Annotated in this window: 14 protein-coding genes; 5 read left to right on the forward strand and 9 right to left on the reverse strand. The window is 41.7% G+C overall.

Features of this window, described 5'->3' with window-relative positions; genetic code table 11:
• Nucleotides 1-111: 111 nt before the first annotated feature.
• Complete coding sequence (gene zwf, locus B7720_RS08545; protein WP_084857539.1) at nucleotides 112-1,599, forward strand: glucose-6-phosphate dehydrogenase; 1,488 nt, start codon at nucleotides 112-114, stop codon at nucleotides 1,597-1,599.
• A 44-nt stretch (nucleotides 1,600-1,643) separates the two neighbouring features.
• On the opposite strand, the gene ftsY is transcribed toward zwf, so the two are convergent.
• Genes ftsY through B7720_RS08560 form a run of 3 tightly spaced genes read right to left on the reverse strand, consistent with a single transcriptional unit; the run spans nucleotide 1,644 to nucleotide 4,567 of the window.
• Complete coding sequence (ftsY, locus tag B7720_RS08550; RefSeq protein ID WP_084857542.1) at nucleotides 1,644-2,954, reverse strand: signal recognition particle-docking protein FtsY; 1,311 nt, start codon at nucleotides 2,952-2,954, stop codon at nucleotides 1,644-1,646.
• A gap of 3 nt (nucleotides 2,955-2,957) precedes the next feature.
• The gene (locus tag B7720_RS08555; RefSeq protein ID WP_084857544.1) at nucleotides 2,958-3,776 is read right to left on the reverse strand and encodes a Cof-type HAD-IIB family hydrolase; all 819 of its coding nucleotides are present in this window, start codon (nucleotides 3,774-3,776) and stop codon (nucleotides 2,958-2,960) included.
• Nucleotides 3,776-4,567 (reverse strand): Cof-type HAD-IIB family hydrolase, encoded by a 792-nt coding sequence (locus B7720_RS08560; protein ID WP_084857547.1) that lies wholly within the window; start codon nucleotides 4,565-4,567, stop codon nucleotides 3,776-3,778. Before B7720_RS08560 ends, B7720_RS08555 begins: the two co-directional genes overlap by 1 nt.
• Nucleotides 4,568-4,772: 205 nt before the next feature.
• Between B7720_RS08560 and B7720_RS08565 the strand changes: the two genes are divergently transcribed.
• Nucleotides 4,773-5,468 (forward strand): VIT1/CCC1 transporter family protein, encoded by a 696-nt coding sequence (locus tag B7720_RS08565; protein ID WP_084857550.1) that lies wholly within the window; start codon nucleotides 4,773-4,775, stop codon nucleotides 5,466-5,468.
• Between the two features lie 39 nt (nucleotides 5,469-5,507).
• Here the strand turns inward: B7720_RS08565 and B7720_RS08570 are convergent, their stop codons facing one another.
• The 5 genes from B7720_RS08570 to B7720_RS08590 all read right to left on the reverse strand — a co-directional run bounded on the left by B7720_RS08570 (nucleotide 5,508) and on the right by B7720_RS08590 (nucleotide 11,528).
• Nucleotides 5,508-7,496, reverse strand: a complete 1,989-nt coding sequence (locus B7720_RS08570) for an FtsX-like permease family protein (RefSeq protein WP_084857552.1) — start codon at nucleotides 7,494-7,496, stop codon at nucleotides 5,508-5,510.
• Between the two features lies 1 nt (nucleotide 7,497).
• Nucleotides 7,498-8,256, reverse strand: coding sequence for an ABC transporter ATP-binding protein (locus tag B7720_RS08575; RefSeq protein ID WP_000173369.1), 759 nt, complete (start codon nucleotides 8,254-8,256; stop codon nucleotides 7,498-7,500).
• A gap of 380 nt (nucleotides 8,257-8,636) precedes the next feature.
• Nucleotides 8,637-8,909, reverse strand: coding sequence for a PspC domain-containing protein (locus tag B7720_RS08580; RefSeq protein ID WP_001092787.1), 273 nt, complete (start codon nucleotides 8,907-8,909; stop codon nucleotides 8,637-8,639).
• 59 nt (nucleotides 8,910-8,968) lie between these two features.
• Entirely contained in the window at nucleotides 8,969-9,412 is a 444-nt protein-coding gene (locus B7720_RS08585; RefSeq protein WP_000778613.1) for a SprT family protein, read from the reverse strand.
• On the reverse strand, nucleotides 9,399-11,528 hold the full coding sequence (locus tag B7720_RS08590) for a Tex family protein (RefSeq protein ID WP_084857554.1): 2,130 nt from the start codon (nucleotides 11,526-11,528) through the stop codon (nucleotides 9,399-9,401). The genes B7720_RS08585 and B7720_RS08590 overlap by 14 nt, the downstream gene beginning before the upstream one ends.
• Nucleotides 11,529-11,664: 136 nt before the next feature.
• On the opposite strand from B7720_RS08590, the gene B7720_RS09865 reads away from it, so the two are divergent.
• Genes B7720_RS09865 through B7720_RS08605 form a run of 3 tightly spaced genes read left to right on the forward strand, consistent with a single transcriptional unit; the run spans nucleotide 11,665 to nucleotide 13,517 of the window.
• On the forward strand, nucleotides 11,665-11,796 hold the full coding sequence (locus B7720_RS09865; RefSeq protein ID WP_000268696.1) for an SPJ_0845 family protein: 132 nt from the start codon (nucleotides 11,665-11,667) through the stop codon (nucleotides 11,794-11,796).
• Entirely contained in the window at nucleotides 11,797-12,702 is a 906-nt protein-coding gene (locus tag B7720_RS08600; protein WP_084857556.1) for a permease, read from the forward strand.
• Entirely contained in the window at nucleotides 12,699-13,517 is an 819-nt protein-coding gene (locus B7720_RS08605; RefSeq protein ID WP_084857558.1) for a TIGR03943 family putative permease subunit, read from the forward strand. Before B7720_RS08600 ends, B7720_RS08605 begins: the two co-directional genes overlap by 4 nt.
• Before the next feature lie 81 nt (nucleotides 13,518-13,598).
• Here B7720_RS08605 and B7720_RS08610 read toward each other — a convergent pair whose 3' ends face one another.
• Nucleotides 13,599-14,525, reverse strand: a complete 927-nt coding sequence (locus B7720_RS08610; RefSeq protein WP_084857560.1) for a bifunctional riboflavin kinase/FAD synthetase — start codon at nucleotides 14,523-14,525, stop codon at nucleotides 13,599-13,601.
• Between the last annotated feature and the right edge of the window lie 11 nt (nucleotides 14,526-14,536).

Consider the following 14,536-nt stretch of genomic DNA (forward strand, 5'->3'; position numbering starts at 1 on the left):
CGTATTGGATTTTTTGTTTTTTTTGAAAATTATGATAAAATAAAAACTATGATAATGAGGAAATCTCATCCCTAGTCCAACTAGGAAAAAATATAGAAATTAGGTAGCTAGATGTCATCAAAGGTTATTGTTACAATTTTCGGTGCGAGTGGAGATTTAGCTAAACGCAAACTCTACCCTTCCCTTTTCAGACTCTATAAATCAGGCAATCTCTCTGAGCATTTTGCTGTTATCGGAACAGCTCGTAGACCTTGGAGTAAAGAATATTTTGAATCTGTAGTTGTCGAGTCCATCCTTGATTTGGCAGATAGTACCGAGCAAGCCCAAGAATTTGCTAGCCACTTCTACTATCAAAGCCATGATGTGAATGATACGGAACATTACATTGCTTTGCGCCAATTACAAGCTGAGCTAAACGAAAAATACCAAGCTGAACACAACAAGCTCTTCTTCTTGTCTATGGCACCTCAGTTCTTTGGAACTATTGCCAAGCACCTCAAATCTGAAAACATTGTTGATGGCAAAGGTTTTGAGCGCTTAATCGTTGAGAAACCATTTGGTACAGACTACGAAACAGCTAGCAAACTCAATGAAGATCTCCTTGCAGCCTTTGATGAAGAGCAAATCTACCGTATCGACCATTACCTAGGTAAAGAGATGATTCAGAGTATCTTTGCTGTTCGTTTTGCCAACATGATCTTTGAGAATGTTTGGAACCGTGAGCACATTGATAATATTCAAATTACCTTTGCGGAACGCTTGGGTGTTGAAGAACGCGGTGGCTACTATGATCAATCTGGTGCCCTTCGTGATATGGTGCAAAACCATACTCTCCAACTCCTCTCTCTTCTGGCCATGGACAAACCAGCTAGCTTTACAAAGGATGAGATTCGTGCTGAAAAGATAAAGGTCTTTAAAAACCTCTATCATCCAACTGAGGAAGAATTGAAAGAACAGTTTATCCGTGGTCAATATCGCTCTGGTAAAATCGATGGCATGAAATACATTTCTTATCGAAGCGAACCAAATGTCGACCCAGAATCTACAACAGAAACCTTTGCATCTGGTGCCTTCTTTGTAGACAGCGATCGTTTCCGTGGTGTTCCCTTCTTCTTCCGTACAGGGAAACGTCTGACTGAAAAAGGAACTCATGTCAATATCGTCTTTAAGCAAATGGACTCTATCTTTGGAGAACCACTTGCTCCAAACATTTTGACAATCTATATCCAACCAACTGAAGGATTCTCACTCAGCCTCAATGGGAAGCAAGTCGGTGAAGAATTTAACCTAGCACCAAGCTCTTTGGATTACCGTACAGATGCTACTGCTACTGGGGCCTCACCTGATCCTTACGAGAAATTAATCTACGATGTCTTGAACAACAACTCAACCAATTTTAGCCACTGGGATGAGGTAAGTGCTTCATGGAAATTGATTGACCGTATCGAAGAGCTCTGGGCGGAAAACGGTGCTCCACTTCATGACTATAAAGCCGGAAGTATGGGACCTCAAGCTAGCTTTGACTTACTTGAGAAGTATGGTGCCAAATGGACCTGGCAACCAGATATCGCCTATCGTGAAGAAGGTCGTTTAGAATAACAAAAATATCCTGCAAGATTGACTTGCAGGATATTTATTTTGTATTAAATCAAGCCTTCTAAGAGACCCTTCATAAAGTTTTCTGAGTTAAATTCCCCGATATCATCGATTTTTTCACCGAAACCAATTAATTTTACTGGGATATTAAGTTCTTCACGAATTGCCAGAACAACACCACCACGAGCAGTTCCATCAATCTTGGTCAACACAATACCGGTAACTGGGGTGATTTTAGAAAATTCTTTAGCTTGCACCAAGGCATTCTGTCCAGTTGAAGCATCAAGGGCAAGGAAGGTTTCATGGGGTGCCTCTGGAACGACACGTTTGATAATGCGACCAATCTTTTCCAACTCGGCCATGAGGTTGTCCTTGTTTTGCAGACGGCCTGCTGTATCAATCATAAGAATATCAATCCCTTCTGCTACAGCACGTTCCATCCCATCAAAGACTACACTAGCTGGATCAGCTTTTTCAGGCCCCCTCACAACAGGAACATCAACACGGCGGCCCCATTCAGCTAGCTGGGCAACAGCTCCGGCACGGAATGTATCTGCCGCAACCAACATGACCTTCTTGCCAGCTTGCTTGTAACGATGAGCTAATTTTCCGATAGAGGTGGTTTTACCAACGCCATTCACTCCAACAAAGAGCATGACTGTCAAGCCATCTTGGAAATGGATTTGTTCATCGTAGTTGCCATCCTTCTCATAGAGTTCAACCAATTTCTCGATAATGACACGACGGAGTGCGTCAGGCTTCTTAGCGTTTTCGAGTTTAGCTTCATAACGTAGCTCTTCTGTTAAGTTTGAAGCGACCTGCACACCGACATCGCTCATGATGAGCAGTTCTTCCAATTCCTCGAAGAATTCTTCATCGACAGAACGGAAGTTGGCAAAGAAGGCATTCAAACGAGCACCGAATCCCGTACGGGTTTTCTTGAGACTGCGGTCATATTTTTCCTGAACAGTTTCTTCAGGCTGGGGACTTTCTTCTTCTACTACTTCAGACGCTAGCTCTTCTCCAGCTTCTAGAGATTCTTGGCTCTCTCCTTCTAAAACTTCTTTAGGTTCTTGGCTTTGCTCCGTCTCATCAACTTCTAGCTCAACCTCTTTCTGAGCAGTTACCTCGACTGCTTCTGGTTCAATCACTTCTTCTGTCGAGACCTGTGAAATTTCTTCTTGAGCAAGTGTTTCTTCTTCTTTTTCTCTTGCTGTCTCTTCCTGAGAAGTTTCTTCGACTGCCGTTTGGTTTTCTTCAACCTCTTCTGACAAATCAAGATTTTCCAGAGCTTCTTTTACAATATCTTCGATTTTCGGCTCTTCTTTTTTCCCGAATAAACGGTCAAATAATCCCATATTTTAATTCTCCTTTAGCACGTATTCTTCAATAGCCCAGGCAACGGCTTCCTCGTCGTTGGTCATGGGGGTAACGACATTAGCAACTTCCTTAACTGCTGGAACTGCATTTTGCATGGCAACTCCCAGACCTGCCCACTCAATCATAGAAAGGTCATTGGCCTCGTCCCCACAAGCCATGACTTGACTTTGGTCAATACCCAAGTGTTTAATTAATTTCGCTAAACCTGTTGCCTTGTGGACGTTTTTCGGTGACCATTCCAATAAGAGTTCACGCGATTTGAAGATTTCATATTGGTCAAACAATTCAGGAGAAATCTGTTGAATGGCTGCATCCAAGGGTTCTTGGGCAAAGGCTGTCACACATTTATTATACGTCATCTGACTAGATAGCTCTTCAAAAGCGACAGGTACGAAGGTCAGGGCTGGATTGAACTTGGCATATAGACTTTCTTGGTCAGACTGGATTTGATAGACGGTTCCTTCTGAAATAGCATCTAACGGTAATCCGAGTTTTTCAGTTTCCTCGTACAATCGTACTACATCGTCGATTGAAAAGACGGTTTTATCGAGAATCTCTCCAGTATTTTTCTGTACCAGACCACCATTAAAGGTGATGGTGTACTCGTCCTCCTGACCATCAGTCCCTAGCTCATGGAGAAAGAAATCCATAGCCTTCAAAGGACGACCTGTTGTCAGAACGACCTTGATGCCACGATCACGCGCAGCTTTGAGGACCTCCTTGGTACGTTCTGTTAGCTTTTTATCCGTTGTCAGCAAGGTGCCATCCAAGTCCAATGCAATCAATTTAATATCTGCCATTATAAGCCCTCCATATAAGTCATCACTGATTGGTCCTTATGGTGGCCAATCACTGTCTCTGCTAATTCTAAAATCTCTGGTCGCGCATTTTCAGGAGCGATTGGATGCCCCACAACCTGCATCATATGAAGGTCATTGAGATTATCGCCAAACGCCATAACCTGATCCATTGTTAGACCAAGTTTTTTTGCCAACTCAACAATAGCCACACCCTTATCAACATAGTCTAAGACAATATCGATGGATTCAAAACCTGTGGTCATGGCTTTCACACCAGAAACATTTTCGTTGACCCATGCCTCACCAACTTCTATCGTTTCTTCAGTAAAGTTAGTAGTGAATTTAAAAATCTCATCTGAGATATCTTCCAAACTCGCTACTTTTTGAATGTTTTCATTGTAGTGACGACTAAACATGAGATAGGTCTCATCCACTGTATCTAATACGTAACAAGCTTTTTTCCCAGTCAAGAGCATTTTACTTTCATCAAAATAGGGTGATTTCTTTAAAGCTTCAAAAGTATTCAAGTAAAAATCCCGAGACATAGTAGCCTCATACATATCCTCACCATGAAACTCAACATAGCTCCCATTTTCAGCTATAAAAATCACTTCATCACGCACATCTGCAAACAACTTTTTCAGGGACAAGATACCGCGACCTGAAGCCACTGCAAAATAAATCCCCTTTTCCTTGTAGGAAACAAGTACGTTTTTAAGGCGTTCCATATCAAACCGACCCGCTCCATCTAGAAAGGTTCCATCCATATCGGTTGCTACAAGTTTAATCATAAAATTCTTCGTTCTCCAATTGATAAATCTATCTTCTATTATACCATAGATAAGTTTAAAAAGGTCCAGTACAGTAGGATAGCACTACTTTTTCGGAGAAACTTCAAAGGGCCTAAAAATTAGAATAGTAGAACTTTTTTCAGATAGTTTAAAAAGTTTGTATTCCCCTACCCTTTTCTCTATAATGGAGAGAAAGGAGATGACTATGACAGAAATAAAACATGAAATTGATGCTAACTTTACAGGCCGACTCAATATCCTACGCGCAGGTGTTCTAGGAGCCAATGATGGAATTATTTCCATTGCTGGAGTCGTTATAGGTGTTGCCAGTGCGACGATCAATATCTGGATTATCTTTTTATCAGGATTGGCCGCTATCCTCGCTGGTGCTTTTTCTATGGCCGGTGGCGAATATGTCTCTGTATCCACTCAGAAAGATACGGAAGAAGCCGCTGTCGCTAGAGAGCAATTACTCTTAGATAAAGACATCGAATCTGCAAAACAATCCCTCTATGCTGCTTACCTTCAAAATGGTGAGTGTGAAACGTCCGCCCAACTCTTGACCAACAAGGCCTTTTTAAAAAATCCACTCAAAGCCTTAGTTGAGGAAAAATACGGTATCGAGTATGAAGAGTTTACCAATCCTTGGCATGCTGCGATCTCTAGCTTTATCGCCTTTGTACTGGGAAGTCTTCCTCCTATGCTTTCCATTATCATCTTTCCAAGTAACTATCGCATTCCTGCTACTGTTTTTATCGTTGCCCTTTCCCTTCTCGTCACTGGCTATACCAGTGCTAAATTAGGCAAGGCTCCTACGAAAACTGCTATGATCCGTAACCTCTGTATCGGACTTCTAACTATGGGAGTGACTTACCTATTTGGACAACTCTTCAGCATTTAAGATAAAAGAAATACCTCGATAAACATCGAGGTATTTTTTTTACATTTGCACAATCTTGCGATAGCTTCTTGAGGTAATCATAAAGATCAAGACATAGACGATGAGGAAGATGGCACAGATGGACAGAGTGACAGTCAACATCATGGTTGCATCTAGTACCCCAATGACTTTTAGAATGAGGCTAAGCATATGATAGGCAAAGGCAAGGTGTAGGAAAGCAAAGAGCAATGGGAGGAAGAAAACAGTTAGGACCTGTTTATTAATGGTTTGCTTGATTTGCTTTTGATCGAGACCGACTTTTTGCAAAATGATAAATCGTTCACGGTCTTCATAGCCTTCAGAGATTTGTTTGTAGTAGATGACGAGAACCGTTCCCACCATAAAGATGATAGAGAGGAAGATACCGATGAAGAAGACTCCACCAAAGAGAGCACTCATCTGCGCACTACTATCAGCCAGATTGCTTCCGTAAACATAGCTTCCTTCTTTGCTTAATTCTCTATTAAAATCACCAAGGAATTTTGAATAGTCGTTGGCAAGTTTGAGTTGCTCTTCCTCACTAGCTGTTACATTCATACCACCGTAGTATTGATTAAAGATGGAAGAATTAGGATGCTGGTCAAGAAAGACTTGTAGGTCAGGAACAACCAGATAGTTATAGTCCGAAGTTAGAATATTGTACTGATTTGGGACATGTTCAAGAATAAAATCTTTTTTGATTTCTTCTTTGATCGTGTAGGTCTGGTTATTTAGAGTCAGTTCTTTCTGTCCTTGAAGTTCTTTGTTTTTAGTAAACAATCCAACTTCCTTTCCTGAAAGTGCGAGTTTTTGCCCCGTCATATTCTCGTAGTCTTTTTGGTCAAAGACCATAAAAACAGTTTTCGGTTGAACACGGTTTTGACCTTTGTCAAAGATTGTTAATTTCGTACCTTCTTGATTTGCCACACCAAAGCTACTGTATGTAAGAACTTCTTTCTTTGTAACAGTCAATCCCTTATCACTAGCATACTGGTCTAGGAGTTTATTTATGTCTTCTTTTTCAATATTCTGTCCTGTAATTCCAAAATCATGTGGATTCATGACTTTCTTGAAAGTTTCAGAGCCTTTAAAGATACTCGTTGCAGCAGACATAGTCACTAAGACCATGGTTGAAAGAATAGCAATCGTCGCCAGACCAACCGCATTTTTCTTCATACGGAAAATAAGATTGGATACGGAAATCATGTTGTTAGGTTGGTAATAATAACGCTTGTTTTTCTTCAAGATTTGTAGGAAAACTGTGATCCCTGCATTGAAGAGAAGATAAGTTCCCAAAATTACCAACAAGACTGCTACGAAGAAAATCAGAACAGCAGAAAGTGGATTTTCAACTGTAACCGCTAGGTAGTAACCCGCTCCCAAACTAATCAGACCTAGAATGGTTTGAAGACCTAAGAAACGTCCTTTTTTCTCACCACTGGCTTTTTCACGAGAGAGCTGAAGGGCATTCATGCGTGCGATGCGAAAGGCATTGATAAAAATCAAACCTAGGAAGATAGCTCCAAAGACGATGAGAACTAGGATAAAGACAATTGGTTGAAAAGTCGAAACGAGCTCTACCTTCATATTCATTAACTTCAAAAGGAGGGCAAAGATTAGCTTATCAAAGAGAGCTCCTAGACCAAGACCAGCTGTCAAGGTTAAGGAACCAAAAATAAGAAGCTCCTTAAAAACCATACTGATCAAATGGCGCTTTTCAAGCCCCAGCATACCATATACACCCAACTCCTTGGAACGGTTCTTCATGACAAAACTATTGGCATAAAGGACAATAATTCCAGAAGCGATGGTAACAACCACCATACCGAGAGCGAGGGTCATAGAGATAGTTTCTCCCCCTCGTATCTTGCCAATATTAGGATTAAGTGACAGTGAGTAAAAGAGATAGGTGATGGTCACTGCTAAGAGAACAGCAAGGGCAAAGGGATAGTAGAGTTTGCGGTTTTTAATCAAGTTGGATGCCGCTAACTTATTGGTTAATCGGAACATACTAATTCACCTCGCTTGCCATAACAGTCAAAGTATCAGAGATTTCTTGGAACATCTGACGCTCTGTCTTGTCTCCACGGTAAATTTGGTTGTAAAGAATGCCGTCCTTGATAAAGAGAACTCGCTTGGCCCTGCTGGCTGCTGCCGTTGAGTGGGTTACCATAAGAATAGTTTGACCGCGTTCATTGATTTCATCAAATACATCGAGTAAGGCTGCAGATGACTTGGAGTCAAGGGCTCCTGTTGGCTCATCCGCAAGGAGAATTTCAGGTTCTGTGATGATGGCGCGTGCTACTGCTACCCGCTGTTTTTGACCTCCTGAGATCTCGTAAGGGTACTTCTCTTGCAATTGGTTGATGCCCAGATTTTCAGCGGTTACTACCAATTTCTTCATCATCTCTGTGATAGGTTTTCGTGATAATACTAGCGGAAGCAAGATATTGTCCTTAACAGACAGGGTATCTAGCAAGTTAAAGTCTTGGAAGACAAATCCCAACTTTTCCCGACGGAAACTCGAAGCCTGTGAATTTTTAATAGTGGCTGTGTCTGTTCCGTTTAGGTAAACCTGGCCTCGAGTTGGTTTATCCAGCATAGCTAGGATGTTGAGCAGGGTTGACTTTCCTGAACCAGACTCACCCATGATGGCAACGTAGTCACCCTTTTCTACGGTAAAGTGAATATCTTTGAGTGCTTCGACTTGGTTTCCTTGGAAACGTGTTTTGTAGATTTTTTGAACGTGTTTTACATCTAAAAGTGTCATGATTTTCTCCTTCTTAATATCCCATCATTTGAAACTGTGCTTGCATCATAGCGCATCCCAGTTGAACACGCTCGATATCTTTTTGACTTGGTTTTCTTGTTTTCTTTTGTAAAATTCTTTTCATGGTTTTGCTCCTTTATTCTTTATGAGTCTAGTTTATCGCAAAAAAAGATGGCTTGCCATAACCTAACCTTACAAAAGAGACTTTAATCTTACATTTTTGTAAGATTGAAGAATATCAAGCAATTTCGCTATCAATATTTTACCATAAAAGAAAGGCAAGAAGAAAACCCTTGCGGATGCAAGGGTTAGGATTCACTACTTTTTCTAATTTCTTCAAGAAACAAGGAAATCATCTATAAACTATTTCCAAATCCGACTCACCAAAACCGTCCATCATTGTCATAAATGGCCTCAGCATCCTTACGTTTGCGTGGTCCTGTTCCGTACATTTCTGCTTCAATCTCTTCCTTAGTTGGCAGAATAGAGGCGAGGATGATGTAGATAATCACACCAATCCCAAAATTTGATATGGTAAAAATGGCAAAGAGAAAGCGGACTAGAGTTACATCAAAATTCCACTTGTCTGATAAACCAGCTAAAACTCCCGATACCATACTATTTCGTTTCATTTTATAAAATTTTGTATTCATGATTTGTTCCTCTTTCGGTATTCTTACAAGTAGTATATCATGAAACGGGGGCACAAACATCAGTCCTTAGGCCGATTTAGGATGACGAGTTTACCACGGCAGACGCCACAGCGATAGCACTTGGTATCAATCTTCCTCTTTCGTTGATAGCGTTGCTGGCAGGATTGACACTGATAAACTAGGAAATTACTTTGGGCTCTCAAAGGGGGAACAAAGCGTAGTCCATCCACTTCTTTCAAAAGTTCCTTAAAATCTCGGTCCTTATGCCGATACCCCTTTTTCTGAAAATAAAGGTGATAGTGACAGAGTTCATGGCGCACGATTTTCCGAAAAACCTCCAAACCAAGTTCATTATAGACCTTGGGATTAAAATCCAAATGCCCATCTTTAGGGAAAAATCGCCCACCTGTCGTTCGCAGACGAGAATTCCATTGGGCTTGGTGTGTAAAAGGTCTACCAAAGTCTTCGAGGGAAACGGACTGAACGTACTCAGTCAGTTTCATCTGGAGCTAGGAGCGACAGATTAACTTTTTCACGTTCAGTATCGATTTTCTTAACCCAAACCGTTACCAAATCTCCAACAGACACCACTTGACTAGGATGTTTGATAAATTTGCGACTCATGTGGGAAATATGGATCAAACCATCCTCGTGAATCCCGATATCAACGAAGGCACCGAAGTCAACGACATTACGCACCACACCTTCTAGCTTCTGGCCGACTTTTAAGTCTTTGATATCCAGTACATCTTGACGGAGTACAGGTGCATCAAAAGAATCACGGAAATCTCGACCTGGTTTGAGAAGGTCGGCAATAATATCTTTAAGGGTTTCTGGGCCAAGATCTAGTTCTTGCGCCATCTCCTTAACTGAAAGGGACTTAAGCTTATTTTGTGCTTCTTCATTCAACTCCTTGATATCCAAGCGTTTGAAAAGCTCCTTAACCGCAGCATAGTTCTCTGGATGAACTCCTGTATTATCAAGGATATTGCTACTTTCAGGAATACGGAGGAAACCTGCAGCTTGCTCAAAGGCTTTGGCACCTAGACGAGGAACCTTCTTGATTTGAGCGCGTGAAGTGATTTTTCCTTCTTCTTCACGGTATTTGACGATATTTTCAGAAATGGTTTTATTGAGTCCAGCTACATGGGAAAGAAGAGCTGGGCTGGCTGTGTTAACATTGACACCGACTTGGTTGACCACTGTATCGACGACAAAGTCCAGACTCTCAGACAGTTTCTTTTGACTAACATCGTGTTGGTATTGACCGACACCGATTGACTTAGGATCGATTTTAACCAATTCAGCGAGGGGATCTTGCAAACGACGGGCAATAGAGATAGCAGAGCGTTTTTCAACGGTTAATTCTGGAAATTCCTGACGCGCAAGTTCGCTGGCAGAGTAGACAGAAGCGCCACTTTCATTGACGATAACATAGCTGACTTCTGGAAAATCTTTAAGAACTTCCGCCACAAAGGCTTCACTTTCACGACTGGCAGTTCCATTTCCGATAGCAATAATTTCCACACCGTATTGACCAATCAAGTCCGACAAATCTTTCTTTGCTTCTTCAATCTGACGAGCTGATGCTGGTTTTACTGGATAAATGACTTGGGTTGTCAACATTTTACCTGTTGTATCAACGACAGCAAGTTTGGCACCTGTACGAAAGGCAGGGTCAAATCCTAGAACCACGCGCCCTTTCAGCGGAGCAACCAAGAGAAGATTGCGCAGGTTGTCAGAAAAGAGTTGGATAGCTCCTTCTTCTGCTTTCTCAGTTAATTCTGTCCGAATGCGTCGTTCGATAGCAGGCAAGACCTTTTTCTTAACTGACTGTTGAACAACTTCATCTATATAGGCATTTTTCACCTTGAAACGGGCAGCAAAGAAAGCAAGAATACGATCTGACGCGTGCTCAAAACCGACTTTTAAGACACCTAGTTTCTCACCACGATTGAGGGCCAAGGTACGATAACCCTGCATGTTGCCAACTGTCTCTGAGAAATCGTAATATATCTGAAAAACTTGTTTTTCATCAAGACTCTCATCCTTGACTTGCGAAGTGATTTTAGAGTGTCTCAGAACTTCCTGATAGGTCATAGCACGTAGATTGACATCTTCGGATAAGGCTTCTACCAAGATATCAACCGCTCCAGCTAAGGTTTCTTGATCAGTCGCAAATCCTTCACAGACAAACTTCTCGGCTTCTTTCTCTAAGTCAGCTACGTTCTGCAAAATCAAGCGTGCGAGAGGGAAGAGTCCAGCTTCGCGAGCAATGGTTGCCTTGGTCCGACGCTTTTCCTTGTATGGAAGATAGAGTTCTTCTACGTCTGCTAGTTTTTCAGCAGCTAAGATAGCTTCTTCCAATTCCTTTGTTAGCTTGCCTTGTTCTTGAATCTTAGCCAAGACTGCTTCCTTGCGGTCATTGAGATTAGTCAGGCTTTTATCCAAGTCAATAATGGCCTTAATCGCCACTTCATCCAGACTACCAGTCATATCCTTTCGATAACGCGCGATGAAGGGAATTGTCGCCCCTTCAGCCGTTAAACTTAGAACACTATCGATTTGCTTTAAGGTTACACCCAAATCTTGGGAGATTTTTTCATATTTTTTATCCATAAACCTATTATACCATAAGGGATAAGGCTTGTTTCATCTTACCTGTTTTTACCTCTTTGATTGTCAAAATAAAAATAATCCCTTTTCTGCAAAATAATAGTATAATAGAGGTAGAATGTAGAAAAGAGGTAGGCCCATGGCTGTTAAATTTACAAAAACTGATGATTTGGACAAGATGTTTGAAGAATTTGCCAAACTTCCTGACTTAACACAGGTCACTTTCCCAGATGACAAAGATAAAAAAGAAAAAGTTGAGAAGAAAAAATAGATGACTTTTTTCCAATCTCTTCCTCCTAGCATCTTACAAGCGGGAGCTATTTTTCTCTCCATCATCGTCGAAGCCCTTCCTTTTGTCTTGATTGGTAGTATTATTTCCGGCTGGATTGAAGTCTACATCACACCAGATAAAGTCACTGAGTTTCTCCCTCGCAATCGTTGGGGGAGAATCTTTTTTGGTACCTTCATTGGCTTTCTCTTCCCATCCTGCGAGTGTGGAATCGTTCCGATTATCAATCGTTTTTTGGAAAAGAAAGTCCCCAGCTACACGGCAGTTCCTTTTCTGGTGACTGCTCCTATCATCAATCCTATCGTTCTTTTCGCTACCTATTCTGCCTTTGGCAATTCCTTAAAAATTACCTTCTTGCGAGCTCTGGGAGCCATTGTAGTTGCTTTGGTATTGGGTATTTTTCTAGGATTTTTCTTGAAGGAATCTATTCAAAAAGAGAATCCTATCACTTGCCATGAACATGACTTTTCACACTTGAGTCCCGCTAGAAAAGTCTTTCAGGTCTTTATACAGGCTATTGATGAGTTTTTCGATATGGGGTGCTATTTGGTCTTTGGTTGTCTCTTTGCAGCTATCGTGCAGGTCTATGTCCCGACTCGGATTCTGACCTCTATCAGTGCTAGCCCACTCCTTGCGATTCTCTTGCTCATGTTTCTTGCCTTTCTCCTCTCGCTTTGTAGCGAGGCGGACGCCTTTATCGGAGCTTCTCTTCTCTCGAGCTTTGGCCTAGCACCAGTCCTTGCTTTTCTAGTCATTGGCCCCATGCTTGATATCAAAAATCTCCTCATGATGAAGCACTATCTCAAAGCGCGCTTCATCTGGCAATTCATGGGTATTGTGACAGTGCTTGTCTTGCTTTATTCTTACATGTTTGGAGTGTTGCTATGATGCGATTTTTCATTTTACTGGGTTATTTTGCCCTAACTCTGTATCTGCAGCTTTCTGGCAAGCTCAGTCACTACATCAACCTCCACTATTCCTATCTAGTCTATATCTCCATGATCCTTTCTCTTCTGTTGGCTCTGGTCCAATTCTATATCTGGATCAAGAAAATCAACTCTCACATCCATTTGGAAAGTCGTCGATCTAGACGAATCAGCATCCTGTTACTGTCACTACCTCTGTTGATTGGGGTTGCCTTTCCGACAGTAAGTTTGGACTCGAGAACCGTATCTGCCAAAGGATATCATTTCCCACTTGCTGAGGGAATCAACACAGCCATTCAGGCAAGCGAAGGAACATCCAGTCAATACCTCAAACCCGATACCAGTACCTATTTTTCCAAATCTGCTTATGAAAAGGAAATGAGAGCTACAGCTGATAAATACCTCTCCCAATCAACCATTCAGGTTACAGATGAAAACTATATGGAGGTCATGGAAGTTCTCTATGACTACCCTCAAGAGTTTGAAGGAAAGCAAATCGAATTTACAGGCTTTGTCTATAACGATCCTAGCCATCCAGATAGCCAGTTCCTCTTTCGCTTTGGCATCATCCACTGTATCGCAGACTCTGGTGTATATGGACTCTTGACCAAGGGAAACTCACGCCAGTATCCTGACAATACCTGGATCACCGCTAGAGGAACCCTGACCCTCCACTATCATAAAGAACTCAAGCAAAAACTCCCAACACTAGAGGTTGAGAGTTTCACAAAAGTAGACAAACCAGAAAATCCTTATGTCTATCGCGTGTTTCAATAAAAAAGTAGCCTGACAAGGCTACTTTTTTTGTCCATTATATGAATTTCATTCTATCTACTCTTTCGAATTGATAGAAAACTCTCACTCTCCACCCTTCCAGTTTCGAGCAATCTCTTCGTCTTTCTGGAGTTGGTCTACCAGTTCCTCTACGGAGTCGAATTTGACCATATCTCGGACACGGTCCAGCCAGTAGACCATGACGGTCTCACCGTAAATATCATCTGAAAAATCGAAAATATTGACTTCAAAGCGTGGTTCTTCTCCATCAAAGGTAACATTTTTACCAACGCTCGCCATGCCACGATATCTTTGACGTTGCACTTCGACATCGACTACGTAAACACCGTCTGCCGGCATATAGGTTCGATCTCTTAGGACCAGATTGGCTGTTGGATAACCAATAGTCCGCCCACGAGCATTTCCATGAACGACCATTCCACGAGATGGGAGCGGAGTGCCGAGCAGATGATTGACTTCCTTTACATCTCCATCAAGAATTGCCTGACGAATCCGTGTAGAACTAATCTTGCCCTTTTCGTCTTCGACCGGAGGAACAATGATGATCTCTCCATCAAAATAATCCTTCAGGTCATCCGCAGTTTTCTTATCAGAGCCAAAAGTATAGTCAAATCCTGCTACAATAATCGCTGGTTTTAAAGCCCTGATATAGGTATCAAAGAATTCCTGCCCTGTTAGATTGGCAAATTTGCTACTAAAGTCAAGTAAGAATAGAGCCTCTACTCCGTGCCACTTCATCTTGTGCTCCCGTTCTTCGTGATTGACGATATGGAGCATGAGTTCAGGTTGGTAAGGTTGTAAGGCAAGTTTTGGCGATTCTGTAAAAGTCATCACGACAACTGGCAGATAATCCTTCATCGAAGCCTTGCTGGCCACTTCAAAGAGTTTCTGATGTCCCTTGTGGATGCCATCAAAATAACCTAGTACAAGGACTGTATTACCTGGTACTGCAATATCTTTTTCGTTCTTAATAGGTACTGTTGTAATCATGAAACTATTAT

The organism is Streptococcus oralis subsp. oralis, from assembly GCF_002096455.1.
GTDB lineage: Bacteria > Bacillota > Bacilli > Lactobacillales > Streptococcaceae > Streptococcus > Streptococcus oralis_CY.